This is a genomic window from Gordonia sp. CNJ-863 (genome assembly GCF_001942325.1).
Lineage (GTDB): Bacteria > Actinomycetota > Actinomycetes > Mycobacteriales > Mycobacteriaceae > Gordonia > Gordonia alkanivorans.
Genome location: NZ_MKKG01000004.1, coordinates 93,361 through 119,022 on the forward strand (window position 1 = coordinate 93,361; position 25,662 = coordinate 119,022).

The window sequence follows — 25,662 nt, forward strand, 5'->3', positions numbered from 1 at the left end:
TTCGATGTTACACACGAATCCGTCGTCACGCAGGAAAGCTCCACAGGCTTCACCAGCAGATCACCCGCACATCAACGTGTTGTTCCGGACGCGATTGCCAATCTTTCGAGCGCCTGCTCGATGTAGCCCGACCAGTCCTGCGCGGCAACCTGATTCACCGCCGACTCCCCGGCGAATGCGCTCGAGATGACCACGTCGGGAGCGAGGGTCGCCAGCAGATGCAGGCTCTCCGCGAGGGTATTCGCATTGCTGAACGGTAGGTATCCGGCGGCCCATTCCCCGGATGCGCTCAGATACAGGGTGTCCCCGGTGAAAAGGTACCGAAGACCGTCATCACCAGGCACCAGGTAGCACGTGCTGCCGGGCGTGTGCCCCGGAGTCGGGATCACCTCGACCCCGTTGTCGTCGACGTACCGTTCCGCGACCGCGATGTCCACGCGCGCAAAGCGGCCGATCCGCTCGACCTCGGGAGCGGGCGCGTGCAGCGTCGCCCCGAACCGGTCTTCGACACGACCGAGAATCGGGCCGGCCTCGTCCTGATGGGACAGGTACTGGTCGTCGACACCGCCCAGCTTCTCCAGATCGTCGAACTCGGCGTCCGATGCCATCGAGTAGAACAGCGCGTTGCGGTCGGACGTCCACAGATACGCATGGGTGGTGAGACCGGGGAACGGGTTGTCGGTCGTTGTCTCCCAGAGGTCGGGTAGCACCTGTCGCATCGGATCTCCTCGTTGAGTGGTGACGGCTCCGCCCCCACCGTGCAACTTCAAGTGAACTTCAGGTCAAGGGCGAACGTGCGCTGGTCAACCCTCGAGTGATACACATGATTCGATTCGTCTCAAACAGTTGGGGGTTCCCGTGTCCGCAGTGCTGCCGAGTCGACCGATCGACGACGCCCCCGGCTTCCCGAGGGCCGTCAGCTACGACGCCGCGATGTCGAACCGAAAGCTCCGGCGTACGCGCGCCCTCGTCCGCAAGGTCACCGGCAAGGACCTCTACCCCGAGCCCGAACACCTGCACACCTTCGCCGAGGACATGTTCCGCACCGATCCCGTGGCCGAGCGGTTCGTCGACGAGGTCTACGGCACGCTCGGCCCCGAAGCCGCGCGCACACTGCTGGACAAGGCCCTGACCGACGGACTCGACAGCGTCGAGAACCCGCCGCCCGCACTCGTCGAACTGTTCGAGGAGTTCGAGACCGTTCCCGACTGGGTCGATCCGCATCTCATCGCCGAGGGTGAGGCGATCTGGCGCCGCTGGGGTACCGGCCTGTTCAGTGTCGCCGGTGGGATCACTCTCGAGATGTACACCGAGGCCGCGGTCGCCAAGCCGTTGTCACTGGCAGGCGGATATGCCGGCGACAACGCGCTGCGCCGATTCCTGGAGACCTCCCGTTTCTGGATCGACGTGTCCCAGCCCGGCGCGCTGCTCACCCCGGGATCAGCCGGCCGGGCGACGGCGATGCGGGTCCGCGTGATGCATGTGTGGGTCCGACGCACCGTCGCGAAGCACCCCGAGTGGGACGTCGAACGGTGGGGCGAGCCGATCAGCCAGTCGTATCAGCTGCTGACCCTGCTCGGCGGCAGCGTCGTGCCGGCGTCGGCGCTGTGGCTGACCGGGGTCCAGACCACACCCCGAGAGATCCGGGTGCTGCTGCACTACCAGCGCTACCTCGGGCACCTCCTCGGCGTGCGGACCCAGTGGTTCCCCGAGACCATCGCCGACTCACTGCGATTGCTGGCCCTCGTCAACACCACCCGCAGCTACGACGCCGGCGCCGACGGCGCCGAACTCATCGAATCGTTCCCGGCCGCGTTCGCCAACGAGAGCGCGACGGGCCTCGAGCGCATCCGCGGCAAGTACAACGCCATGATGTACGCCGCCTACTCGACGATCTACATGATGCCGACGACGCGCTTCCGCTACGACATGCCCAACCCGATCCCGGGACTCGCACTGATCCTCCTGCGGTTGCCGGCCGTGACGCTCGTCGAGACGCTGCGCCGGATCTCCCCGACGTTCCGTCGGCTGCACGAGAAGGTGATGTGCCGGCACCGGGAGAACTGGCACGCCTGGCAGTCCTCGGGACGCCCCGCGGAGTTCGCGCACGGCAAGGGATTGCGACGGTGACCTTCCATCCGACACGGTCGAGTACGTGACAGGACACCGACCACGGTTTTGCCGACGGAACCCGCGCGATTAGCGTTGTCAAAATGACCCAACCCCCGATCACGGAACCGACGGCAGCCGGCGAGGCGCCAGACCTCGAGACGCGCGTCGGCCACTACTACGTCCTCGACGGCTCCTATGAGGTGGGACGCGAGAAGGTCCGCGAGTACGCCCGCGCGGTGCAGGACTACCACCCCGCCCACTGGGAGCCCGAAGCTGCTGCCGCACTCGGGTATTCGGGACTCGTCGCGCCGCTGACGTTCACCTCCATCCCGGCGATGGCGGCGAACCGCGAGCTGTTCGAGTCCGTGATCGTCGGCTACGACACCTACGTGCAGACCGAGCAGGCCTTCGAACAGCACCGGCCGATCGTCGCCGGCGACGAGCTCGTCACCGACGTCGAACTGTCGGGCGTGCGCAAGGTCGCGGGCCGCGAACTGATCACGGTGACCAACACCATGACCGACGCCGCGGGCGAGAAGGTGCACACGATGCACACCACCGTCGTGGGCGTGACCGCCGAAGAGGTCGATCCGGGCCTCAGCGCCGCGGTACGCAAGGTGATGATGCACGACGTCAACATCTTCAGCCACGAGGACACCCACCACCTGTACGAGAAGACCGTCCGGCCCGAAGGCGAGATCCGCGTCGCCGACGGCGCGACGCGCCCGTCCGGCGCCCGCTCCTTCGACGATCTGTCGGTCGGCGACGAACTGCCGATCCACACCGCCCGCATCTCCCGCGGCGACCTCGTCAACTACGGCGGTGTCGCCGGCGACGCCAACCCGATCCACTGGGACGAAGCCGTGGCCAGGCTCGCCGGCCTGCCCGACGTCATCGCCCACGGAATGTTCACCATGGGTCTCGGTGCAGCATTCGTCGCGTCGTGGTCCGGCGACCCCGGCGCTGTCACTCGCTACTCGGTCCGCCTGTCGCAGACCGTTCCCGTGTCGGCCGTCGACGGTGGCGAGATCGAGTTCAGCGGACGCATCAAGTCGCTGGACCCGGAGACCCGGACCGGCGTCGTCATCATCGTCGCGAAGTCGGGCGGCCGAAAGGTGTTCGGCCTCGCGACCATGAACATCCGCTTCTCCTGACGCCGGTTCCGCCCCTCATCGGAACCCGCTACTATCTGCATATGAATGCAGATAAGCATTCACCGAACGCCCACCCTCCCATCGCGGAGGACCAGGTGCGATTGGTGGTCGAGGTCTTCCGGATGCTTGCCGATCCGACCCGTATCCAATTGCTATGGGCGCTGGCCGACACCGAGATGTCGGTCAGCGAACTCGCAGAAGTGGTCGGCAAGCCCGGGCCTTCGGTGTCACAGCACCTCGCCAAGCTCCGGATGGCGCGGCTCGTCCGGACCCGACGCGCCGGGACCACCATCCACTACTCCCTAGAGAACGAGCACGTCCGACGGCTCGTCACCGATGCGGTCTTCAACGCCGAGCACGCCGGGCCGGGTGTGCCGCCGCACCATCGTGGTGACGCCGCTCTGCGCGCCGTCGATCACGACACCGAGCGGGAGGCCTGAGCGATGACGCACCTTCGCCGTGAACAGGATTCACACGATCACCCGCATGACCATGCCCACGGCCATTCGCACGACCACGGCCACTCGCACCGCCGCGGACTCGCCGGAGTCGTACGCGAGATCTTCGCGCCTCATTCCCACGACGCCGCCGACAGCCTCGACTCGGCGCTCGAATCGTCGCGAGCGGGTATCCGGGCCGTGAAGATCAGCCTGGTGGTCCTGGGCGTCACCGCGGTGGCGCAGGCCGGGATCGTCGCCGCATCGGGCTCGATAGCGCTGGCCGCGGACACGATTCACAACTTCTCGGATGCGCTCACCGCGCTACCGCTCTGGATCGCGTTCGCGATGGGCGCCCGGTCGGCCACCCGTCGCTACACCTACGGGTTCGGACGGGTCGAGGACCTGGCCGGTCTGTTCGTCGTCGCGATGATCGCGCTGTCGGCCGTGATCGCCGGATACGAGGCCGTGGGCCGACTCGTCGATCCCCGCCCCATCGACCACGTCGGATGGGTGGCACTGGCCGGACTCGTCGGCTTCATCGGCAACGAGTGGGTGGCGCTCTACCGCATCCGGGTCGGCCGACGCATCGGCTCGGCCGCACTCGTCGCCGACGGACTCCATGCGCGCACAGACGGTTTCACGTCGCTGGCGGTGCTGCTCAGCGCAGCCGGCGTGGCACTCGGGATTCCACTCGCTGACCCGATCATCGGCCTGCTGATCACCGTCGCCATCCTCGCGGTGCTCCGCACGGCAGCGCGCGACGTCTTCCGCCGCCTCCTCGACGGCGTGGACCCGGCCCTGGTCGAGACCGCGGAGAGAACCCTCGCCGAACGTCCGGGAGTGCTCGCCGTCCGGAGCGTCCGCATGCGTTGGATCGGCCACCGTCTCCATGTCGACGCCGAACTCGACGTCGACCCGAATCTACGGCTGACCGAGGCGCACTCCATCGCGCACGACGCCGAACACGAACTGACCCACGCCGTTCCGAAACTCGCCGGCGCTCTGATCCATGCTTATCCCGCACACGACGATCATGAGAGCGCGGTCAGTACTCACCCTTGATGACGAAGTACGACCCGCGGATGGTGCCGGCGAGTTTCGACTTCTGGCGCGCGAACTTGAACTTCGATTCGAGTTCCGCGGGGACGTCCATGCCGTCGGACAGTGTGAAGCCGACGGCGCGTTTTGATAGCCGGGTCGATGCTGTACACGACGTTGATCGCGAGTCCCGAGTCGTAGAACACGTACGACACGTGGAGGCCGTCGACCTCGAAGTCGCTGACCTCGAGCGGACGTGAGGCGATCATCATGTCGCCCTGCGTGGAGACGTTCGTGAAATCGACGACGTGTCTCATGCCCACTCCCGCTTCGCTGACGCACACTCGGTGGCCACAACACCAGAGCCCCCGACGTCGTCGGGGGCTCTGGTGCCCGCGGGCTGCAGAAGGATCACTCCAGGATGAAGACCGGGATCTCTCGGTCGGTCTTGGTCTGGTACTCGGCGTAGGGAGGGAACGCCGCCACCGCGAGCTCCCACCAGTGAGCGCGCTCGTCGCCACTGATCTCGCGCGCGGTGAGTTCCTTGATCTCGGTGCCGTCCTGCACGGTGACGTGCGGGTTGGCCTTGACGTTGAAGTACCAGGCGGGATGCTCGGGGGCGCCGCCCTTGGAGGCGACCATCGCGTACTTGCCGTTCTCCTCCACCCGCATCAACGGGACGTACCGCTTCTTGCCGGACTTCGCACCGGTGGTGGTGAACAGGACGATCGGGCGGTCCATGACCTGGACCCCGTCGGTGGTGCCCTGCTCCAGGATCTTCTCGGTCTGCTCGCGGACCCAGCCTTCAGGACTCAATTCAGCGTTGGCACTCATGGGCTCGGGAACGCTGCAGAGTCCGCGCTTATTCCCGCGAGCACGGCTCCGGACACCGCCATGATTGTCGGGGAGGCCGGTTACCGTGGGTTCGCACGCTCGCGAAGGGCAGACCCATGACCTCACCTCGGGTAGACCGCGACCCCACGTCGACGGCCACCGTCTCGACTCCGGTCGGCCCGATCACGATCACCGGAAACGGACGGGCAATCGTTCGGGTCGCCTGGCGGGAGACACCCGAGCCAGGAGATGGGGCACCGACGGAACCACTCCTCGTCGAGGCGGTCGGTCAGCTCCACGCCTACTTCGACGGCTCGTTGACCACGTTCGATCTCCCGATCGATCTCTCCGGGGTGTCCGGAGCGGCCTGTGCGGTCCTGAACGCCCTCCACCGTGACGTCCCGTATGGCGCGACCGTCACCTACGGGGAGCTCGCGACAATGAGTGGCGCCGGCATCCCGGCGCGTAGCGTCGGCTCGATCATGGGCGTCAACCCGGTCCCCCTGCTGATCCCGTGCCACCGCGTCGTCGCGGGCGACGGCCTGGGCGGTTTCTCCGGCGGCCTCACCGGGGAAGGTCCGGCGACCAAACGGTGGCTCCTCGAATTCGAAGGTGCGCTCCCGCCGACGCTGTTCTGAGCGGGGCGTGGTCTCACGCGATGGGCTCCCCGTCACCGATCGTCGGAACCGCGGCGAGCAGTTCCCGCGTGTAGGGATGCTCCGGGCTGCCGAAGACGCGATCGGCCTCGCCGTATTCGACGACCTCTCCCCCGCGCATCACCAGGATGTCGTCGGCGACGTGGTGGATGACCCCGAGGTCGTGCGAGATGAAGACCAGCGAGACGCCGGTTTCCACCTGCAACATCGCGAGCAGGTCGAGGATGCGGGCCTGGATCGAGACGTCGAGAGCCGACACCGGTTCGTCGCACACGATCACCGACGGTTCCGGAGCCAGCGCACGGGCGATGGCGACTCGTTGTCGCTGCCCGCCGGACAGGTGCAGCGGGTGACGCCGGCGAAACGCGTCCGACAGTCCGACGCTGTCGAGCAACTCGGAGATGCGGTCGTCGAGTGCTGTGCCGCGCAGAATCCGCGAACGCAGGCTGTCGCGCAGGATGCGTTCGACGTTCCAGCGGGGATCGAACGAGCTGAGCGGGTCCTGGTAGATGACGGAAATCTGGTGACGGTTCGCGCGTCGTCGGACATCGGACAATGCGCTCCACGGTCGCCCGTTCAGCTCGACGGTCCCGGTGTCCGGGGTCGTGAGCCCGAGGACCATGCGGGCGGTGGTCGTCTTGCCCGATCCGGATTCGCCGACGATGCCCAGTGTCTTACCGGGCAGGACGTCGAAACTCACGTCGCGCACCGCCGGTCGTGCCGTCTTGTCCTTGCTGTCGAACGACTTTCGGAGATCCCGGACACGCAGCGCGGGCGGCGCCTCGGTATGCGATGGCACGAGGGTCTCCGGGAGCGTCTCACCGCTCGTAAGGAGCGTGCCCTTGGAGGTGCGCGACGGCACCGACGCGAGCAAGCTCTTCGTGTAGTCGTGGGTGGGATTGCGCAGCACGTCGTCGGTGGAGCCGTACTCGACGATCTCACCGTGCCGCATCACCGCGACGCGGTCGGCGAGACGTGCGACGACCGCGAGGTCGTGGGAGATGAGGATGACGCCGTTGCCACGATCCTTGGCCTCGCCGAGGACGTCGAGGATCTGGGCCTGGACGGTGGCGTCGAGGGCGGTGGTCGGTTCGTCCGCGATGAGCAGCTTCGGGTCCTGCGCGAGAGCCGACGCGATCAGCGCGCGCTGACGGAGACCACCGGAGAGCTCGTGCGGGCGCTGCGCTGCACGGACTCCGGGCTCGGGAACCCCGACCAGGGTCAACAGTTCTTCGATCTTCTCGTCGCGTTCGGCGCGTCGGCGCGGTGATCGATTCCGGAAGAGACCGCCGCCACGGGAGTCTGAATGGGCGGTCAGGGCCTCCCCGATCTCGCTGCCGACGGTGCGCAGCTGATCCAGCGACACCAGGGCGTCCTGGAGGACGAATCCGATGTCCCGGCCGCGCAGACGGCGCCAGTCCCGGTCCTTGTACCCGAGCAGCGACCGACCGTCGAAAGCGATTGTCTCGGCGCTGATCCGGGCGCCCTCACCGGTGAGCCCGATGAGCGTGCGTGCGGTGACCGACTTGCCCGACCCGGATTCTCCGACGACCGCAAGGCATTCGCCGGCGCTCACCGAGAACGAGACGCCCCTGACCACCTCGCGGCCGCCGAAGGACACGTGCAGGTCCCGGATCTCGGCGAGTGGGGCCGTCGAGTCGTCGGTGCCGGTGGGGTCGGCGACGTCGTCGGTCCGGTCCTCGAGGGGAGTCGCGACTACGGTCATCGGGTGGTTCCTTCCAGACGGGCGCCGAGGTGGCGTCCCACGGTGGTGAATGCCAGGGCGGTGATCACGATGACGAGACCGGGGAAGATCTCGAGCCACCAGGCCACGGTGATGTAGGTGCGTCCGGCGTCGAGCAGGGCGCCCCACTCGGGCGACGGGGGCGCAACGCCGAGACCGAGGTAGGCCAGCCCCGACGCCCAGATGATCGCCTGACCGATACCCAGTGTCGCGGTGACGATCATCGGCCGCAGCGCGTTGGGAGCGATGTGCTGCAGGAGGATTCGCGTCCGCGAGTGCCCGAGCGCCGTCGCCGCCTCGATGTAGGCGGCATTGCGGACCGTCAGGACCTGGCCGCGGATGATCCGCGCATATCCCGGGGCGATGCCGATCCCGATCGCGAAGATCAGCGTGTACGGCCCTGGGCCGAACACCGAGGTCAGCAGGAGTCCGAGCAGGATCGTCGGGAAGGCGAACAGCACATCGATCCACCGATTGGCGAGGGCCTGCGCGATCCGTCCAGACAGACCGGCGGTGATTCCCAGCACCACGGCGAGGACGAGTGCCACCGCCACCGCGCCGAGGCCGATCGCGAGGGACTGCTTGGTGCCGAAGATGATCCGGCTCAGAAGATCTCGGCCCGACAGGTCGGTGCCGAACGGATGCGCCCACGTCGGCGGCGACAGCGTCGCGTCGAGGTCGATGGCGAGCGGGTCGTACGGCGCGATCAGCCCCGGCACGACGGCTGCCAAGACGAGCAGGACGAGGACTCCGAGCGCGGCGATGAGGGTGGGTGGCAGCGCCCACGGTCGGCGCGAGCTCTCCGGCAGCGCGGTGACCGTGCTGCGGGAGGTCTTGATCGATGACGTCGTGTCCGGTGACGTCGTGTCGGGTGCCGTCCCGGTGGACGGTTTCTGGATGGTCACGGGACCTCGATCCGGGGGTCGATGACGGTGTAGAGGAAGTCGACCAGCAGATTGGCGACGGTGTAGATCGCGGCGACGAGCACGACAATGCCGCTGACCAGTGGGACGTCACGCGAGCCGGCCGCCGCGACAAGGGTCTGCCCGATGCCGGCCCGCGCGAACACGGTCTCGGCGATGACCGCACCCGAGAGCAGCGCCCCCATGGCCCAACCGGAGACCGTGACGGCGGGAATCACCGAGTGGCGCAGCACATGTCGGGCGCGAACCGACAGATCGCCGAGACCACGGCTCCGAGCGGTGAGAACGAAGGGCTGGTCGAGCGCCCGGGCGAACTCGTCGCGGGCGATGCTGCCGAGGAATCCGGCCAGCGGTATCGCCAGCGTGAGAACCGGGAGGACCAGACCGCGCAACGAGTCACCGCTCTCGACCGGGAACCAGGCGAGGTTGATCGCGAAGACCACCAGCAGGATCGAACCCAGCCAGTATTGCGGGAGCCCGGCGCTCACGGTCTCGAGCAGGGCGCCGAGCGCTCCGCCCGGACCGCGGCGGCCGGCGGTCAGCGTCGTGGTCACCAGGACAAGCAGCCAGGCCACGATCAGCGCACTGATGGTCAGCACCAGCGTGGGACCGAGCTGGGCGGCGATCACCTCGGTGACGGGTTCACTCAGCTGGTACGACGTCCCGAGGTCGCCGCGCAGCAGACCCTGTAGGTAGTGCAGGTACTGCTGCCAGATCGAGTCGGTGAACCCGAACTGGTCGTTGACCGGGCCCAGTTCGTCGGGGGTGCGTTCGCGGCTCTCCCCCGACGACAGGTTCAGCAGCAGCGTGGCGCGGTCACCGGGCGCGAGCACCTGGAGGAGGAACGTGATCGTCGCAGCCGCCCACAGCACGAACACGGCCGAGCCGAGTTTGCCGAACCACCGCAGCCACACCGCAGAACCCCCGCGGCGTCGACGTCGGGTCGGCTCGCCGGCCGACTCCGGGTCGATGATCGTCGTCTTGTCGACCTGTATGGTCATCGCACAAACCTCGCATCCGCGAACACCGGTTCACCTTGGGATTTCTCGACCCACACGTCGTGCAGTTTCGGGTTGACCGCGATCGAGGTCGTCTGTGTGTACAGGCCGATGGACAGTGCCTCGTCGCCGATCAGCTTCTGGGCCCTGCGGTAGAACTCGCGCTGCTCGGCCGGGTCTGCCGCACTGTTGGCCTTCTCGATGAAGCCCTGCAGGGTCGGATCGTTGTAGTAGGCCGTGTTGTGGGGATTCGGTGAATCCTCGAGTCGCTGGCGCCAGTTGATGTAGAGCAGCCCCGGGGTCGGACTCGTCCAGTAGCCGACGTAGGCGTCGTAGGTGGGCGCCTTGGCGTAGTTGCCGCCGAAGTATTCGCTCTGCGTCGCCGGGACGAGTTCGATGTCGAAGCCGACGTCGCGCGCCTGGTGGGCGATGTTCTGCAGGATCGCCGCGCCCTCGGGTCCGACGATGGCGTCGGCCGCGTACACCACGCGTGCGGTCAGACGGCGGCCGTCCTTGGTTCGGATGCCGTCGGAGTCGCGCGCGGTCCAACCTGCCTGGTCGAGCAGTGCATTCGCCTTCTCCGGATCACGGACGTAGGCGCCGGCGGACGGGTCGTAGTCGGGGGTGCTCTGACTCAGCGCTCCGTTCGAGTTGAACGGGACGACGCCGAGAAATGCTGTCTCCACTGCCTTCTCGCGGTCGGCAGAGTAGGCGAACGCCTGACGCACCCGGACGTCGTCGAACGGTGCGTGATCGACGTTGAGCGTGATCGCGTTGGGGCGTCCCGGTGTCACGTACTGCCTGGTCTGGAACCGAGTTGTCGCGTCGGCCCAGTTGATGGCCGGGACGTTGTAGATGACGTCGGATGATCCGCTGGTCAGCGAGCCGTACCGTAACACCGGGTCCTTGAGGAACTTCCAGATCACCTTGTCGACATAGGCCGGTCCCTGGTGTTTCGCGTTGGCCGGCGCCGAGTTGTAGTTCGCGTTCCGCACGAAGGTGATGCTGCGGTTGCGATCCCAGCGTTCGATGATGAACGGCCCGGACCCGACGGGCTTCGAGCAGTTCTCCTTCTTCCCGCGCGCGAGCGCGGTCGGCGACTGAATCCCGAAGTAGCCCTGGGTCAGGACCGTGAGGAGCGGACTGTACGGCTGCTTGAGGTGCAGTACGTAGGTGTTGCGATCGCGAACCTCGCCACCGGCGTAGTACTGGCCAATATAGGCCATCACCGTTCCGTTGGGAGCGTCCGGATCGAGGTACTTGTCGAAATTGGTCTTCACCGCGGCCGCGTCGAGATCGGTCCCGTCGCTGAACCTCACGTCGGGCTTGAGGCGGAACGTGTAGGTCTTGCGGTCGGGCGAGATCTCCCAGCTCGTCGCCAGCCACGGCACCGGTGACCCGTTGTCGTCGAGTGAGACGAGGTTGTCGAGGTATTGCCTTGCGAGGTAGGCGTTCTGGACCCAGCCGCCGTGGATGCACGGCGGTTCCTGTTCGTGTCCGTACTCGATGACGCCGCCGTCGAGGTATTCACCGGCCGCTGCGGGCACGCCCGTCGACGTACCGTCTCCGGTGGCCGGGCGTTCGCCGCACGCCGACAGCAGCGCAGCGGCCGACAGGCCGACTGCCAGTAGGGTTCGAGTCCGTCTGGAACGGACAGATCTGAACACGCCAGGTACTCCTCGAGATCGAGAGTCGTGATTTCGACAGTGATGGAAAACAGAAGAACAAGTTCGGACCACGGGGGCCGGCGGGTCGGCGCCGGTGTCGCGGCACGTAGAAGCTGCAGAGGCGACCCGCGGTCAGCTCGTACGGTAGTGATCGGCGACGTCGACGTCAGGCTTTGGATTCACCCTGAGCACAAGGACGCACGAAGCGGGGGGCGTGAGTACCGTCATCCGGGTGTCAGAGCCAAAACCCTTGCGTTTCGCCGCATTTGTGATGAACACGACGTCCCACATCCTGCACGGGGCGTGGCGTGCTCCCGATGCGCGACAAACGGACTTCAACTCCCTCCAGCACTGGATCGACCTCGCAAAGACGTTGGAGGAAGCCAGATTCGACTTCATCTTCTTCGCCGACGTCGTCGGACTCTACGACGACTACCAGGGCGACTGGAAGAAGTTCGTCGACACCGGACTGCAGATCCCGAGCAACGATCCACTGGTTCTCGCCTCTGCGCTCGCGTCGCACACCGAGAACCTGGGCATCGCCATCACCAGTTCGATCCTGCAGGAACATCCCTTCGACTTCGCCCGCAAGATCTCCACGCTCGATCACGCCTCCAACGGACGTATCGCGTGGAACATCGTGACCAGCCTGTCCCAGAATGCCTGGCGCAACTTCGGATACGACGGCATCACCGCGCACGACGACCGGTATGCGTGGGCCGAGGAGTACGTCGACGTCGCCTACAAGCTCTGGGAGGGCAGCTGGGATGACGGCGCCCTGGTCCAGGACAGGATCCGCGGCATCCACGCCGACTTCGACAAGGTCCACAAGATCCACCACGTCGGCGACCGCTACCGCGTCGAGGGACCGCACCTGGTCGCCCCGTCGCCGCAGCGCACACCGGTGCTGTTCCAGGCCGGCTCGTCACCCACGGGCCGTCGGTTCGCCGCACGAAATGCCGAGGCGCAGTTCATCGTGTCGCCCACACCGCAAGCAGCCAAGGGACTCGTCGACGACACCCGTCGTCTGGCCGCCAGAGCCGGCCGCGATCCTCAGGACATCCAGTTCTTCCAGGGTCTTTCGTTCGTCATCGGGAGCACCGAGGAGGAGGCACGGCGAAAGGCGGCCGAGCTCGACGAGTACATCGACCCGAGCACGATCATCGCCCACTCGGCGGGTGGTCTCGGGTTCGATCTCGGGTTCTACGACCTCGACACCCCGATCGGCGAGATCAAGACCGAGGGCACGCAGAGCACCCTGCTGTGGCTGCGCGAGGCCGTACCCGATCGTGAGCCGACCGTCCGCGACCTGGCCGAACTGCGTAGCCGCAGCGGACGCGTCGTCGGCACGCCGGAGCAGATCGCCGATCGACTGGCGGAATGGCGCGACGCCGGCGTCGGGGGCATCAACGTCATCAACGCGACGATCCCGAACAGCTACATCGAGTTCGCCGAGCATGTCCTGCCGGTGCTGCGAGAGCGCGGACTTGCCCAGCACGAATACGCGCCGGGCACGAGCCGGCGCAAGCTGACCGGCCGGGACACCCTTCCGGACACGCATCCCGCCGCGGCGTACCGCGGCGCGTTCGCCGAGAAGGTCGAGGTGCCGGCATGAGTGTCCTGACCCGCGTCGTCTCCGATCGTTCGACGATCCTGTCCGAGATCGCAGCCGATGCCGCCGTGCGCGAACTGACCGGCATCGACCCGCACGCCCAGGTGCGATTGCTGAGTGAATCCGGTTTGACCGCTGTGACTCTCGACGAGTCGTCAGGCCCCGGTGCCGGCGCCCCCGAGCTGTTCGATTTCCTCATCGATCTCGCCCGTGCCGATCCGATCGTCGCCCACATCCTGCGGGCGCACTTCTGGTTCGTCGAGCAGATCCGCCGGTTCCCCGACGGCCCCGTCCGCGACCGCTGGGTCGCAGAGATCGCGGCGGGCAGGGTGTTCGGCAACGCGACCAGTGAACGCACCGGCAGCGCGGGTTCGCTCTCGTTCCAGACCGAACTGCGTGCCGTCGACGGCGGGTGGTTGCTGACCGGGGCCAAGTTCTACAGCACCGGCACCGCATTCTCGGACTACGTGTCGGTCACCGCGACGGTTCGCGGCGGCGAGTTCGACGGTCAGGTCGCTCGGATCGTCCTGCCCGTCGACCGCGACGGCGTCACCATCGTCGACGACTGGGACGGGATCGGACAGAACCGTACCGGTACCGGCACCACCACCTTGGACAGCGTCCGGGTGACCGCCGACGACATCCTGGCCTTCACCGACCCGGCGTCGACCGCCGCGATCGCCAACGACGGACCGTTCCTGCAGCTTTACCTACAGGCGCTGATCACCGGAATCCTGTTGTCGGTCAGCGACGATGCGACCGCGCTCCTGCGGTCACGGACGCGGACCTTCGACCATGCGCCCGCCGAGTCGCCGCGCCACGACCCCGTGCTGCTCGGCACCGTCGGTGAGATCGACGCGGCCGCCCACGTCGCGCGGGCCGCGGTCCTCGATGCCGCACGGACGATCGAGGAGGCGTTCGCGCCGGCACGCAGCGGCGTGATCGAGCCGGACCTGTTCGTCCGGGCATCCACGGCGGCCGCGCGAGTGAAGGTCCACGTCGACCGCGTCGGGTTGCGTGCTGCCGCCGATCTGTTCGACGTCGGCGGCGCGTCGTCGGCCAGCCGGGCCAAGAACCTGGATCGGCACTGGCGCAACATCCGCACGGTCACGCTGCACAACCCGACGTCATACAAGGCGATCGCGCTCGGTGACCTGCTGGTCAACGGCACTCCCCTCCCGGCGAACGGGTACTTCTGACATCTTGCCTGCAAGAGAGGGAACGGCAGCAACAATCCCTCGCTCCCTGAGGTGTGAGGAGCCATAGCGACGCCCCCCTCGCTCCCTGAGGTGTGAGGAGCCATAGCGACGAACCTCGAAGGGCCTGGTGACATTCCGTCACCAGGCCCTTCGTGCTGTCATGCCGAGATGAGGTCGCGCGCGATGTCGATCAGGGTTCGACGACTTCGGCCGATGACGCTCAGCCGGATCCGCGTCGGCGACCGGATGCAGTCCAGCCCCCAAGGTCACGTCTCGAAACTTATGAGACCCCTATTTTGCGACAGACGATCTCGAAATGGCTCCCATCGCGAGACTTTTGCAACCGACGTCTCGAATTCCCGGCGCGTCTCAGAATCAGTATCGAGACTTTTGAGATAGAGTCCCTCTTGTGACGGACCAAGCGAGAGGTGGCGCACCGGGGATGTCCCTCGGATACGCGCGCGAGACCCCGGGAGCGCACGCTCTCGGACCACAGATCGATGCACTGACCGAGGCGGGGGTGGATCCGGGTCGGATCTACACCGACGCCGCCGATCGGGCGCAGCCCGCGGACCGTCGGGCGGGGATGAACGCCTTACTCGACTATGCGAGAGCCGGTGACACGACGGTGGTCGTGGGCATCGACCGACTGGGCCGTAACATCCGCGAGGTCATGGCCATCACACGTGAACTCGCGAAACGACGCATCGGTCTCCGCTCGTTGCGCGAGGGCATCGACACCGACGATCCGACCGGCGCGATGGTCGTCGGCGTCCTGGCTTCACTGGCCGAACTCGACGACCCCTCCCCCGCGCTCACCTCGGCGCGACCACTGACGACGCGCCGGCGGTCGGAGTCGACGGTCGGACGGCCCCGCGTCCTCGACGACGAGCAGGTGCTCCGCGCCGAACAGATGCGTGCCGCAGGCGAATCCGTGCCGCGGATCGCCCAGGCACTGGGGGTCAGCCGTGCGACGCTCTACCGCACGCTCGCCGAAAGGCGCACGGTCCGTTGACGAACCACGAAAACGAATTTCCCGAACTCGACATCGTCACCGAATACGGAGTCGTCACCCGGCTACCCACCTCCTTCCCGATCTACGATGCCGACCTCGACGAGCACCTCGATCCCGATCTGTTCCAGAAAGGATTCGAGGATGCGGAGGCCGCGCTGTGCGCTCTCCCGGCACCGTGGGCACGTCAGCTCGCGTCGTCGACCCTCGACTGCCCGCCCGACCCGGACGACGAGGAACCCAGCTACACCCGCGGCTACCGCGCGGCCCTGTACGGGCACCTGCGGCACGCCGGCAGGTGAGCATCGACGACACGGAGGACGCAATGGGCACGGGTTCACACGCCGAGGTGCAGCAGGACGACGGACGGTTCCGAGTCACCCGGTGGACCATCGAGCCGGGTGGAGCCATCCCCATGCACCGGCATGAGCACGACTACGTCGTCGTACCGCTCGTCGACGACACGATGTATGCCGTCGCACCGGACGGTTCGGAGATCGCCGCAGAACTCCGGATCGGCGAGAGCTACACCCGGATCGCCGGTGTCGAACACCGCGTGGAGAACCGGGGTTCGACGAACACGATTGTCTTCGTCGAGGTCGAGCGGCTCTGACGATCTCCCGGCGAAGGTCCGGCACACATCGCGCGGCGCTGCGAGTCGGTGCCGTGTCCCTCGACGCCGTATTCTTCAGGCGTGGTTCAGCTGACAGTGGGAAGCCATCGCGACGACGCGACGTCCGACGTCGTCCTCTCCGCACACAAGTTCAACCGGCACACCTTCTGGTGCGGCCAGAGCGGTTCGGGAAAGACCTACGCACTCGGGGTGGTGCTGGAGCAGTTGCTGCTGAACACGCGCCTGCCACTGCTCATCCTCGATCCGAACGCCGACTTCACCCGGCTTCCGGAGACGCGTGACACCACCGATGCCGAACTCGCCGCGGCCATCGCCGCATCGGACATCCAGGTGCTGCATTCGACACGACGCGATCTCCCGCAGTTGCGGGCGCGGTTCACCGATCTGCCGTTGACCGCGAAGGCCGCCGTCCTGCAGCTGGATCCGATCGCCGATGCCGACGAGTACAACGTCCTGCTGCACGCCGACGCCACCCTCAGCGGCGGCGCCGGCGACACACCCGACCAGAGCACCTACATCTCGGCGCTGCGGGCGTCCGACGATCCCGGTCACCAGCGACTGGCCAAGCGGATCGAGAATCTCCAGGTCCTCGACTGGGACCTGTGGGCTCGAGGCGAGGTCGCGGCCACCGACATCATCGACGAACGCCCCCAGGCGACCGTGCTCGACCTGGGCGGTTTCGCCCACCCGGCAGAACCCAAGGTGGCCGCCCTCTCCGCGCTCGAACACCTGTGGGCGCGTCGCGAAGAGCGGCGACCCGTGCTCATCGTGATCGACGAGGCCCACAACATCTGTCCTCCCGTCGCCACCAGCGCGGTCGAGCAGGCCCTCATCGACCGCGTCGTGCAGATCGCCGCCGAGGGACGCAAGTTCGGACTCTGGCTCCTCCTGTCGACGCAACGGCCGACGAAGATTCACCCCAACGTGCTGTCCCAGTGCGACAACCTGTGCCTGATGCGGATGAACGCGCCGCGCGATCTGGCCGAACTTGCCGACACCTTCGGGTTCGTCGGTGAACACATGCTGGCGGAGTCGCCCGAGTTCCGTCAGGGCGAAGCGCTCTTCGCGGGCGGGTTCATCACCACGCCCACCTTCACCCGGATGGGAGGCCGGATCACCGAAGAGGGCGGAGCCGACGTCGTGGTGCCGCTGCTCGCCTGAGCGTCTTCTCCCTCTGTCACACCGCGAGCGGCGCGCGATCGGAGCCGGATCCCGGGCCGTGACACAACGTTGCCGTCGGTGGAGGGTGGACGGGATCGTCGAGGACCGAGTGCGAAATAACGGACATCCAACCATCCGAACGGATGACGGTGACGGCAGTGTCGTTGGTGAATCGTGATCTCCTGGTGACGCTTACGCCCTCGTGGTGCGCATGGTCGGTGCGACCATGGACCGAGTCGGGGTTGCGGTTCGCGAGCGCGGACCGGGCGCAGTGTCAGTTCGGGCCCGCGTCGCGTTTCAGCGGTTCAAGTCGGCGGGCCGCACTTCCCTTCGGACAGTGCAAGGTGGTCGAGCGGTGAGCGAATCGACGGGCAACAACGGACAGACGGTGACCGAGGGCGACCTCGGCGAGCGCGAGCTCGCCGACCTCCGAGCGGAACTGGACACAATCGACAACCGGCTGCTCGACGATGTCCGCGCCCGGCTGGAGGTCTGCACTCGCATCGCGTACCTCAAGGAGCGCCACGCCATTCCCGTGATGCAGCCGCGCCGCGTCGGAGCGGTGCACGATCACGCCCACCGTTACGCCCTCGACCACGGACTCTCCCCACAGTTCCTGCACGACCTCTACGACCTGCTCATCTCGGAGACCTGCCGGGTGGAGGACCTCATCGTGGCGACCGATGAACTGCGGACGAACGGGGCTCCGGTCGCGCATGCGGGCCCTGATCGCGTCCTCGTCCAGCGGACAGCCGTGGACGGCGCCGCCGACGCCAGCGTGGACTGAGGCGGACGCGGTGCGGACACTTCTGATCGACAACTACGACTCGTTCACCTACAACCTCCATGCCCTGTTGACGGAGGTGAACGGCTCGGAGCCGGTGGTCGTCGCCAACGATGCGCCGTGGTCGTCGGTGAACCTGACGGCATTCGACAACGTGGTGGTCTCCCCCGGCCCGGGGCGTCCGGACTGCGCCCGCGACTTCGGGATCAGCGGGCGGGCCCTGACCGACAGCGGACTTCCCGTCCTCGGAGTCTGCCTGGGCCACCAGGGACTGTGTCACCTGTTCGGCAGTCCGGTTGTCTCGGCCCCGGAGCCTCGGCACGGACGGATCAGCGCGGTGCACCACGACGGGCAGGGCCTGTTCGATGGTCTTCCGTCCCCGTTCCGGGCAGTCAGGTACCACTCGCTGGCGGTCCTGGAGGTCCCGGACGGGTTGGAGGCCCAGGCGTGGTCGGACGACGGCGTCCTGATGGCGGTGCGTCATCGGAAACTCCCGCTGTGGGGGGTGCAGTTCCATCCGGAGTCGATCTGCACCGAGTACGGGCGGGAGCTGCTCTCGAACTTCGCCGCGGCCACCCCGGTGCGGATGCGGCGACCGATACCGGCGGCGCCGAGGAACACCTCCACGGAGCGGCCGGCCGAGGCGGCACCGATGAGGCCGGAACACGACTACCGGGTGCGGTCGGAGCGGGTGGACCGGGTCGTCGACCCGGCTGCGGTGTACGAGCGACTGTTCGCTGATGGACCGAACAGCTTTTGGCTCGACGGGTCGGCGGCCAACGAAACGGGGAGCCGGTTTTCCGTGATGGGTGACTGCTCGGGCCCACGCGCCGAGTACGTGACCTACCGGGTTCCGGAAATGACCGTGCGAGTGGAACATTCGGACGGCGGCGAGGAGGAGATCCGCAGCACCTTCTTCGACTATCTCGACGCCCGGCTACGGGAGCGGTCGGTCGCGCCCCGGCCGGATCTGCCGTTCGGGTTCTGTCTCGGCTACGTCGGTTATCTCGGCTACGAACTCAAAGCGGACACCGGCGGCCAGTTGGCCCACGCATCTGAACAGGCCGATGCGGCACTGGTGTTCGCGGACCGGGCCGTCGTGATCGATCACGAACGCGGGTGCGCATACCTGCTCGCACTCGAACCGGTCGATGACGCGGAGCCCGGCACCGTGGACCCTGCGACCGCGCGGTGGTTGCGCGACACGGCGTCGGCCATCCGGGAGCTGCAGGATCATGCCTCCGAACCGATGGTCGCCGCTCCCCCGCTGGTCCAGGAGTCGCACGAGGTGCCGATCGTGTTCCGGCACGACCACCCGACCTACCTGAGGCTCATCGAGCAGTGCTTGGCGGAGATCCGGTCCGGGGAGTCGTACGAGGTGTGCCTGACGAACTCGGCAACCGTGCACCGCGGCCTCGACCCGGTGTCCGGGTACTCCTGCCTCCGCGAGATCAGCCCGATGCCCTACAGCGCGCTGCTCCAGTTCTCGGGGTTGTCGGTGCTCAGCGCATCCCCGGAACGGTTCCTGAAGGTGGGGGCAGATCGCACGGTGGAGTCGAAACCGATCAAGGGCACTCGGCCACGGTCCGCGGATCCCGTGCAGGACGAGGGGTTTCAGTACGACCTGCGACACAGCGAGAAGGACCGGGCGGAGAACCTGATGATCGTCGACCTGGTCCGCAACGACCTGTCGCGGGTCTGCGAGCCCGGCTCGGTGCACGTGCCGTCGTTGTTCGCCGTCGAAACCTATTCGCCGGTACACCAATTGGTGTCGACGGTGCGCGGAACGTTGCGCGCGGGTGTGTCCGCGGTGGACTGTGTGCGGGCGGCGTTCCCGGGCGGGTCGATGACCGGGGCGCCGAAGATCCGCACGATGGAGATCATCGACAAACTCGAGGCCGGTCCGCGGGGGGTGTACTCGGGGGCGATCGGCTACTTCTCACTGACCGGAACCGCCGACCTGTCGATCGTGATCCGCACGATGGTGGCCACCGAGTCCGAGGTGACGTTCGGGGTCGGTGGTGCGATCGTCGCGCTGTCGGATCCGGAGGACGAGTTCGAGGAGACGATGGTGAAGGCGCTGTCGATGCGACGCTGTCTGTCCGTCGCCGACGAGAGTGGACCGTGACCGGATCGCCCGCGCCCGAAGCCCGGTCGATCGTCGTCGCCGGCGGTGCCGGAGCCGTCGGGACGATGCTCGCCGATCGGTGGCGCGGTGACGGGAACACCGTGCACGTGCTCGACGCCCGCCACGGTGACGACATCCGATACCCCGACCGGGGGGCGGAGTCACGACTGCGGGAGGCCGATGTCGTGGTGCTTGCGGTCCCGGAGGGTGTGGCGTTGGAGGCCGTGAAGTCGGTGATCCCTCTGCTGAACGCGGCGGCGCTGCTGGTGGAGACGTTGTCGGTGAAGACGCGGTTCTCCTCGGCCGTCGCCGAACTCGACGGGGACGACGTCGACAGGGGCGGTCCGATCGTCGGGATCAACCCGATGTTCGCTCCGTCCCTCGGTCTTTCGGGCCGGGCGGTCGCGGTCGTCGTCCATCGTGACGGTCCGGGTGCGGATCGCTTGCGCGACGACCTGTCTCGGTGGGGCGCGCGGGTCGAGATCACGACCGCCGATCGGCACGACCGGGTGTGCGCGGCGGTGCAGGCCCTCACCCACGCGACGATCCTGGCGTTCGGGTGCGCGCTCGCCGACCTGGGAATCGATGCCGACGAGGCAGCCGCCCTGGCCACTCCGCCGTTCACGACGATGTCGGCACTACAGGCACGGATCACCGGCGGGACACCAGAGGTGTATCGGGACGTGCAGGCGTCAAACCCGTGTGCACCCGCCGCACGAGAGGCGTTGGCGCGGGCCGTGTGCCGGGTGTCCGCTGCGTCCGCGGGCGACACCGACGACTTCACGGCACTGCTCACCGAGGCCGGTGGTCCGTTGGGCGGCCACGCGGACGACTACGCGCGACTGTGTGCGCGGATGTTCGAGAGGCTGTCCACGTGACCGGCCACCTGCCCGAGCACGACGCGTCCGACCCGGTGGAGTCGGCGGTCATCGACGGCCTCGTGCGGAGCTGGCCACGGCGGGCGACGGTGCGGCGCACCGAACCCGAGCTCGACATACCGACGATGGACGACCTCTACGACGACACCCGCGAGGACTATCCCGAGGTGCTGCTCCCGTTCGCCGGGCATCCGAGCTGGGAGCGGCTCGACGAGGACGTCCGGACCCGGGTCCGGGCCTGGGCGTGGATCGCCTACAACAAGAACGTCGTCGACATCGAACAGGACGTCGTGACACCCGGTTTCGGGTTGCTGTTCCGGGACGTGTTCGGCACCGGCTTCTCTGATGCGGACCGGGCGGCGGTGGTGCAGTCGATGGTCGACGAGGAGTACCACACCCTGATGCACCTGAACGCGTCCGCGCTGACTCGTCGTCGTCGCGGCTGGGCACTACCGGACTCGACGTTGCCGGAGTCGTCGACCGCACGCGGGCACCGAGAGTCGTTCGCGCAGGCAGAGTCCCCGCGAGCAGCGGCGCTGACGACTCTGGCATACGCAACGGTCGCCGAGACCTCCATCGCCGACTACCTGAGCCTGATCGCCGGTGACCGGACGATCCAGCCCGTGCACCAGGCCACCATCGCGCTACACCGCCGCGACGAACGCGCTCACGCCTCGGTTGCGACCGAGATGATCGCGATGGTGCACGACAAGCTGGATTCGGACGACCGGAGCTTCCTGGCGCGCGCGCTGCGGGACGGCGTCGACGCGTTCACCGCCACCGATGGGGCTGTGTGGTCGGCGATTCTGGCCGCGGAGCAGGTCCCGGATGCAGATCAGATGCTGCGTGACGTCGCCGAGGACCCCGACCGCCGGCACTTCCTCCAGGACTGCAGCGCGATCAACCGGTTGCTCGCCCGGTTCGGTGAGCTCGAGCATCGCTGAGGCCGGAGGCACAAACGACAATGGCCAGCACCGTCGGTGCTGGCCATATTGTCGGGCTGACAGGATTTGAACCTGCGACCACTTGACCCCCAGTCAAGTGCGCTACCAAACTGCGCCACAGCCCGTTGTCTTCGGACCTCTCGGTCTTTCGACTGCCCACCGGAGCGGGCGGATTAAAGACTAGCCGACGAGTGCTGTTCTGTACCAATCGCCTGGTCAGAAGGGGTGTTCCCCGACTCGTCGGCCTCCGCCGGTCAGTTGGTCGAGGAGCGCTTCTTGAACCAGATCCAGCCGCCGGTGACGATGAGCGCGCCGACGAGCGAACCGATGATGCCGCTGGCGTGGAGTTCGATGCCGTGACCGGTGATCAGGCTGATCAGCAACCCGCCGATGAAGGAGCCGACGACGCCGGCGACGAGCGCCAGACCCCAGTCGATACTCCACATGTTCTTGCCACCGATGATGAGCTGAGCCAGAGCACCGATGACCATTCCGAAGACGATGCTTGCCAAGATGAGCACGAGAGGCAGTATCTCACAGCGCCTCCCACATCAGTCACAGCCGCACCAGGAACGCACAAACCCACCCTTTTTCGGTAAACGCTCCAGCCGAGGAGGCGGCGGGTTTACGAAAAGAGGTGGGCTTGCGGAGGCGGTCAGCGCTTGCGGCGCTGCTCCCGCTTGTCGCGCACACGCACGTTGATGCGCACCGGTGAACCGTCGAAGTTGAACTCCTCGCGCAGACGACGCTCCAGGAAGCGGCGATAACCGGCCTCGAGGAAGCCGGTGGTGAACAGCACGAAGGTCGGCGGTCGCACCGACGCCTGGGTCGCGAACATCACGCGCGGCTGACGACCACCGCGCAGAGGCGGCGGGTTGGCCGCGATGACGTCCTTGAGCCAGCTGTTCAGCGGCCCGGTCGAGATGCGCTTGTCCCACGCCTCGAGCGCGCTCTCCATCGCCGGCACCAGCTTCTGCACCGAACGACCGGTCGACGCCGAGATGTTCACCCGACGCGCCCACGGCACGCGGGCGAGCTCGCGGTCGATCTCCTTGTCGAGCTGATAGCGACGATCCTCGTCGACCAGATCCCACTTGTTGAAGGCGATGACCAGGGCACGGCCGCTCTCGATGATGAGCGAGAGCACGCGCAGATCCTGCTCGGTGATCGGCTGCGAGGCATCGATCAGCAGGATCGCCACCTCGGCGGCGTCGAGGGCCGCCCGCGTGCGCAGCGAGGCGTAGTACTCGTGACCACTCGCGGTACGCACCTTGCGGCGCAGGCCTGCGGTGTCGACGAAATTCCAGACCTTGCCGCCCAGTTCGACGATCTCGTCGACCGGGTCGACGGTCGTACCGGCGACGTTGTCCACCACCGAACGCTCGGTGCCGGCCAGCTTGTTCAGCAGCGAGCTCTTGCCCACGTTCGGCTTGCCGACGAGTGCCACACGACGCGGGCCGCCCAGCACCGGGGTCTCGCGCGGAGTCGCGGGCAGCTTCTGCAGGATGACGTCGAGCAGGTCACCGGCACCACGGCCGTGCGCCGCCGACACCGGGTGCGGTTCACCGAGTCCCAGCGACCACAGGGCAGCCGTGTCGGCCTCCATCCGCTCGCTGTCGACCTTGTTGGCGCACAGGATCACCGGCGTCTTGGACCGGCGCAGAACGCGCGCCACGGCTTCATCGGTCGCGGTGGCACCGACGGTCGCGTCGACGACCACGACGATCACGTCGGCGGTCCGCATCGCGAGTTCGGCCTGGGCCGCGACGGCCTGCTGCAGGCCCTTCGCGTCGGGCTCCCAGCCGCCGGTGTCGACGACCGTGAAGCTACGTCCGGACCAGCTCGCCGAGTAGGACACGCGGTCACGCGTGACACCCGGGATGTCCTCGACCACGGCCTCACGCCGGCCGAGGATTCGGTTGACGAGAGTGGACTTGCCCACGTTGGGGCGTCCGACGATCGCCAGCACCGGCATGTGCTCGACCTCGGCGGCGCCGTCGGCGCCCTCGATATCGGTCAGCTGCCAGTCGGATTCGTCCGACCAGATACCGTCTCCGGGCAATGCCGCCAGGTCGGTCTCGAAGTTGTCGCTCACCGTTCTGATACTCCGATCCGGGTCTCGACGAGGCCGCTCAGTTCGTCGAGCACCTCCATGAGGGTCTTGTCACTGGTGTCGACGACGACGGCGTCATCGGCGGCACGCAGCGGAGACACCGCGCGCGTCGAATCCAGATGGTCGCGGCGGTTCACGCTGTCCAGGACCGCTGCGTAATCGCTGTCGCGTCCCGCGGCCAGATTCTGCTTGTGCCGCCGGTCGGCTCGTGCCTCCGGCGTGGCGGTCAGGAAGATCTTGACGTCGGCCGCCGGGAACACCACGGTCCCGATGTCGCGACCCTCGACCACCACGAAGCGCCCCTGCGCGTTCTGTCGCTGCAGCGCAACGAGTTTGGTGCGCACCTCGGGAACCGCGGACACCGCCGACACCGCACTGGTGACATGGTCGGTCCGGATCGGCCCGGACACGTCGCGACCGTCGAGCAGCACCGTCGACGACCCGTCGCCGTTGGGGATCAGCTCGATGTCGACCGCGTCGACAACCCGGGCGATACCGGCCGGATCGTCAAGTGCCACACCGGCGTCGAGAACCGCCAAGGTCACCGCGCGGTACATCGCCCCGGTGTCGAGATAGCTGGCGCCGACCTTGTCGGCGAGCAGCTTCGACACCGACGACTTGCCCGTACCGGCCGGCCCGTCGATGGCGACGACGCGCGTCGTGCCAGCGGTCACAGTCCGACCGCCTTGTACAGGCCGCCGACCTCGTCGCTGCCGAGGACACGCAGGCTACCGGGTCGCTGCTCCCCCAGCGCGACCGTACCCACATGGGTGCGAACGAGTTTCGTGACCGGGAAACCGACCTCGTCCATCATGCGGCGCACGATGCGGTTGCGTCCCTCGTGCAGGGTGATGCGCACCAGCGACTGTCCCTCGTGGACCTCGATGACGGTGAACTTGTCGACCTTTACCGGGCCGTCTTCGAGTTCGATGCCCTCGCGCAGGTGACGAGCGATCCCGCGCGGCACCTCACCCTTCAGGGTCGCCAGGTAGGTCTTGGGCACCTCGAACGACGGGTGCATCAGCCGGTGGGCCAGCTCGCCGTCGTTGGTCAGGAGCAGCAGGCCCTCGGTGTCGGCATCGAGCCGGCCGACGTGGAACAGGCGCTGTCCGGCCATCACGCGTTCGGCGACCACGTCACCGACGCACGGCCGGCCCTGGTCGTCGGCCATGGTCGACTGCCAGCCCTTGGGCTTGTTGAAGGCGAGATACTGCTTGGTCTCGTCCATGATCACGCGCGCATCGTCGACGTGGATGATCGCGGTGTCGGGGTTGATGCGCAGACCCTGCTCGGTGACGACCTTGCCGTCGACCTTCACACGTCCGGCGGCGATCATCTCCTCGGCGCCGCGGCGCGAGGCCACACCCGCCTGTGCCAGGACCTTCTGGAGTCGGACACCGTCTGCGACGAATTCCGGCCCGTTGCCGCTCACCTGCTCCGGTGCCACCTGGTGGCGTGCGGGCCGGGCGTTGTTGAGCCGGATCTTCCCGACGTCGGCGTTGGGTTTCGACGACCCCTTGCGGTGCGTCTTCTTCGTTCGCGGTTGCTGTGCGGGGGCGCCCTTACGGCGTTTTCCCGGTGAGCCATCTCGGCCAGCGGAAGCCATTGTTCTCAATCCTGTGTTCGGCAGA

Annotated in this window: 25 protein-coding genes and 1 tRNA gene; 15 read left to right on the forward strand and 11 right to left on the reverse strand. The window is 67.2% G+C overall.

Features of this window, described 5'->3' with window-relative positions; all coding sequences use genetic code 11:
* Positions 1–71: 71 nt before the first annotated feature.
* A complete protein-coding gene (locus BJF87_RS02445) occupies positions 72–719 on the reverse strand; it encodes an MBL fold metallo-hydrolase (RefSeq protein ID WP_075862577.1) in 648 nt (215 codons plus the stop codon).
* Positions 720–858: 139 nt separating this feature from the next.
* On the opposite strand from BJF87_RS02445, the gene BJF87_RS02450 reads away from it, so the two are divergent.
* The 4 genes from BJF87_RS02450 to BJF87_RS02465 all read left to right on the forward strand — a co-directional run bounded on the left by BJF87_RS02450 (position 859) and on the right by BJF87_RS02465 (position 4,768).
* Positions 859–2,130, forward strand: a complete 1,272-nt coding sequence (locus BJF87_RS02450; RefSeq protein ID WP_006360873.1) for an oxygenase MpaB family protein — start codon at positions 859–861, stop codon at positions 2,128–2,130.
* Between the two features lie 83 nt (positions 2,131–2,213).
* Positions 2,214–3,266, forward strand: a complete 1,053-nt coding sequence (locus tag BJF87_RS02455; RefSeq protein WP_006360872.1) for a fused (3R)-hydroxyacyl-ACP dehydratase subunits HadA/HadB — start codon at positions 2,214–2,216, stop codon at positions 3,264–3,266.
* Between the two features lie 41 nt (positions 3,267–3,307).
* The gene (locus BJF87_RS02460; protein WP_042375720.1) at positions 3,308–3,706 is read left to right on the forward strand and encodes a metalloregulator ArsR/SmtB family transcription factor; all 399 of its coding nucleotides are present in this window, start codon (positions 3,308–3,310) and stop codon (positions 3,704–3,706) included.
* A gap of 3 nt (positions 3,707–3,709) precedes the next feature.
* On the forward strand, positions 3,710–4,768 hold the full coding sequence (locus tag BJF87_RS02465; RefSeq protein WP_075862578.1) for a cation diffusion facilitator family transporter: 1,059 nt from the start codon (positions 3,710–3,712) through the stop codon (positions 4,766–4,768).
* Positions 4,769–5,155: 387 nt separating this feature from the next.
* Here BJF87_RS02465 and BJF87_RS02475 read toward each other — a convergent pair whose 3' ends face one another.
* On the reverse strand, positions 5,156–5,578 hold the full coding sequence (locus BJF87_RS02475) for a nitroreductase family deazaflavin-dependent oxidoreductase (protein ID WP_006360869.1): 423 nt from the start codon (positions 5,576–5,578) through the stop codon (positions 5,156–5,158).
* A gap of 116 nt (positions 5,579–5,694) precedes the next feature.
* Here BJF87_RS02475 and BJF87_RS02480 point away from each other — a divergent pair, with 116 nt between their 5' ends.
* Positions 5,695–6,216: a methylated-DNA--[protein]-cysteine S-methyltransferase gene (locus BJF87_RS02480; RefSeq protein ID WP_075862579.1), complete on the forward strand. Its 522-nt coding sequence runs from the start codon at positions 5,695–5,697 to the stop codon at positions 6,214–6,216.
* A gap of 13 nt (positions 6,217–6,229) precedes the next feature.
* Here the strand turns inward: BJF87_RS02480 and BJF87_RS02485 are convergent, their stop codons facing one another.
* The 4 genes from BJF87_RS02485 to BJF87_RS02500 are packed head-to-tail and all read right to left on the reverse strand — an operon-like array spanning position 6,230 to position 11,566.
* Positions 6,230–7,960, reverse strand: coding sequence for an ABC transporter ATP-binding protein (locus BJF87_RS02485; protein WP_084813138.1), 1,731 nt, complete (start codon positions 7,958–7,960; stop codon positions 6,230–6,232).
* The gene (locus BJF87_RS02490; RefSeq protein ID WP_035752263.1) at positions 7,957–8,883 is read right to left on the reverse strand and encodes an ABC transporter permease; all 927 of its coding nucleotides are present in this window, start codon (positions 8,881–8,883) and stop codon (positions 7,957–7,959) included. The genes BJF87_RS02485 and BJF87_RS02490 overlap by 4 nt, the downstream gene beginning before the upstream one ends.
* Positions 8,880–9,902, reverse strand: coding sequence for an ABC transporter permease (locus BJF87_RS02495; RefSeq protein ID WP_035752260.1), 1,023 nt, complete (start codon positions 9,900–9,902; stop codon positions 8,880–8,882). The genes BJF87_RS02490 and BJF87_RS02495 overlap by 4 nt, the downstream gene beginning before the upstream one ends.
* Positions 9,899–11,566, reverse strand: coding sequence for an ABC transporter substrate-binding protein (locus BJF87_RS02500; RefSeq protein ID WP_035752258.1), 1,668 nt, complete (start codon positions 11,564–11,566; stop codon positions 9,899–9,901). The genes BJF87_RS02495 and BJF87_RS02500 overlap by 4 nt, the downstream gene beginning before the upstream one ends.
* A gap of 232 nt (positions 11,567–11,798) precedes the next feature.
* Here BJF87_RS02500 and BJF87_RS02505 point away from each other — a divergent pair, with 232 nt between their 5' ends.
* From BJF87_RS02505 to BJF87_RS02550, 10 genes are all read left to right on the forward strand, one after another.
* Positions 11,799–13,181, forward strand: a complete 1,383-nt coding sequence (locus BJF87_RS02505; protein ID WP_035752531.1) for an LLM class flavin-dependent oxidoreductase — start codon at positions 11,799–11,801, stop codon at positions 13,179–13,181.
* Positions 13,178–14,377: an acyl-CoA dehydrogenase gene (locus BJF87_RS02510; protein ID WP_035752256.1), complete on the forward strand. Its 1,200-nt coding sequence runs from the start codon at positions 13,178–13,180 to the stop codon at positions 14,375–14,377. Before BJF87_RS02505 ends, BJF87_RS02510 begins: the two co-directional genes overlap by 4 nt.
* A gap of 442 nt (positions 14,378–14,819) precedes the next feature.
* Positions 14,820–15,392 (forward strand): recombinase family protein, encoded by a 573-nt coding sequence (locus BJF87_RS02515; RefSeq protein WP_006360861.1) that lies wholly within the window; start codon positions 14,820–14,822, stop codon positions 15,390–15,392.
* Positions 15,389–15,691, forward strand: a complete 303-nt coding sequence (locus BJF87_RS02520) for a hypothetical protein (protein WP_006360860.1) — start codon at positions 15,389–15,391, stop codon at positions 15,689–15,691. Before BJF87_RS02515 ends, BJF87_RS02520 begins: the two co-directional genes overlap by 4 nt.
* Positions 15,692–15,714: 23 nt before the next feature.
* A complete protein-coding gene (locus BJF87_RS02525; RefSeq protein WP_006360859.1) occupies positions 15,715–16,002 on the forward strand; it encodes a hypothetical protein in 288 nt (95 codons plus the stop codon).
* A gap of 81 nt (positions 16,003–16,083) precedes the next feature.
* Positions 16,084–17,184 (forward strand): ATP-binding protein, encoded by a 1,101-nt coding sequence (locus tag BJF87_RS02530; protein ID WP_035752254.1) that lies wholly within the window; start codon positions 16,084–16,086, stop codon positions 17,182–17,184.
* Between the two features lie 355 nt (positions 17,185–17,539).
* On the forward strand, positions 17,540–17,971 hold the full coding sequence (locus tag BJF87_RS02535; protein WP_006360857.1) for a chorismate mutase family protein: 432 nt from the start codon (positions 17,540–17,542) through the stop codon (positions 17,969–17,971).
* A 10-nt stretch (positions 17,972–17,981) separates the two neighbouring features.
* Entirely contained in the window at positions 17,982–20,096 is a 2,115-nt protein-coding gene (pabB, locus tag BJF87_RS02540) for an aminodeoxychorismate synthase component I (protein WP_035752252.1), read from the forward strand.
* Positions 20,093–20,974, forward strand: coding sequence for a prephenate dehydrogenase (locus BJF87_RS02545; RefSeq protein ID WP_035752251.1), 882 nt, complete (start codon positions 20,093–20,095; stop codon positions 20,972–20,974). The genes pabB and BJF87_RS02545 overlap by 4 nt, the downstream gene beginning before the upstream one ends.
* Entirely contained in the window at positions 20,971–21,918 is a 948-nt protein-coding gene (locus BJF87_RS02550) for a diiron oxygenase (protein WP_035752250.1), read from the forward strand. Before BJF87_RS02545 ends, BJF87_RS02550 begins: the two co-directional genes overlap by 4 nt.
* A gap of 51 nt (positions 21,919–21,969) precedes the next feature.
* Here BJF87_RS02550 and BJF87_RS02555 read toward each other — a convergent pair.
* The 5 genes from BJF87_RS02555 to BJF87_RS02575 all read right to left on the reverse strand — a co-directional run bounded on the left by BJF87_RS02555 (position 21,970) and on the right by BJF87_RS02575 (position 25,637).
* A tRNA-Pro gene (locus BJF87_RS02555) sits at positions 21,970–22,043 on the reverse strand.
* Between the two features lie 129 nt (positions 22,044–22,172).
* Positions 22,173–22,439, reverse strand: coding sequence for a GlsB/YeaQ/YmgE family stress response membrane protein (locus tag BJF87_RS02560; RefSeq protein ID WP_042375713.1), 267 nt, complete (start codon positions 22,437–22,439; stop codon positions 22,173–22,175).
* A 134-nt stretch (positions 22,440–22,573) separates the two neighbouring features.
* A complete protein-coding gene (gene der / locus BJF87_RS02565) occupies positions 22,574–24,013 on the reverse strand; it encodes a ribosome biogenesis GTPase Der (RefSeq protein WP_035752246.1) in 1,440 nt (479 codons plus the stop codon).
* Complete coding sequence (cmk, locus tag BJF87_RS02570) at positions 24,010–24,705, reverse strand: (d)CMP kinase (protein ID WP_035752244.1); 696 nt, start codon at positions 24,703–24,705, stop codon at positions 24,010–24,012. The genes der and cmk overlap by 4 nt, the downstream gene beginning before the upstream one ends.
* A complete protein-coding gene (locus BJF87_RS02575; protein ID WP_006360850.1) occupies positions 24,702–25,637 on the reverse strand; it encodes a pseudouridine synthase in 936 nt (311 codons plus the stop codon). Before BJF87_RS02575 ends, cmk begins: the two co-directional genes overlap by 4 nt.
* Between the last annotated feature and the right edge of the window lie 25 nt (positions 25,638–25,662).

Excerpts from the sequence above, each read along its gene's own strand:
- BJF87_RS02485 (WP_084813138.1), bottom strand. The coding sequence starts at position 7,960 with ATGACCGTAGTCGCGACTCCCCTCGAGGACCGGACCGACGACGTCGCC.
- BJF87_RS02445 (WP_075862577.1), bottom strand. The coding sequence starts at position 719 with ATGCGACAGGTGCTACCCGACCTCTGGGAGACAACGACCGACAACCCG.
- BJF87_RS02475 (WP_006360869.1), bottom strand. The coding sequence starts at position 5,578 with ATGAGTGCCAACGCTGAATTGAGTCCTGAAGGCTGGGTCCGCGAGCAG.
- BJF87_RS02510 (WP_035752256.1), top strand. The coding sequence starts at position 13,178 with ATGAGTGTCCTGACCCGCGTCGTCTCCGATCGTTCGACGATCCTGTCC.
- BJF87_RS02460 (WP_042375720.1), top strand. The coding sequence starts at position 3,308 with ATGAATGCAGATAAGCATTCACCGAACGCCCACCCTCCCATCGCGGAG.
- BJF87_RS02525 (WP_006360859.1), top strand. The coding sequence starts at position 15,715 with ATGGGCACGGGTTCACACGCCGAGGTGCAGCAGGACGACGGACGGTTC.
- BJF87_RS02480 (WP_075862579.1), top strand. The coding sequence starts at position 5,695 with ATGACCTCACCTCGGGTAGACCGCGACCCCACGTCGACGGCCACCGTC.
- BJF87_RS02465 (WP_075862578.1), top strand. The coding sequence starts at position 3,710 with ATGACGCACCTTCGCCGTGAACAGGATTCACACGATCACCCGCATGAC.
- BJF87_RS02495 (WP_035752260.1), bottom strand. The coding sequence starts at position 9,902 with ATGACCATACAGGTCGACAAGACGACGATCATCGACCCGGAGTCGGCC.
- BJF87_RS02575 (WP_006360850.1), bottom strand. The coding sequence starts at position 25,637 with ATGGCTTCCGCTGGCCGAGATGGCTCACCGGGAAAACGCCGTAAGGGC.
- BJF87_RS02455 (WP_006360872.1), top strand. The coding sequence starts at position 2,214 with ATGACCCAACCCCCGATCACGGAACCGACGGCAGCCGGCGAGGCGCCA.
- BJF87_RS02515 (WP_006360861.1), top strand. The coding sequence starts at position 14,820 with ATGTCCCTCGGATACGCGCGCGAGACCCCGGGAGCGCACGCTCTCGGA.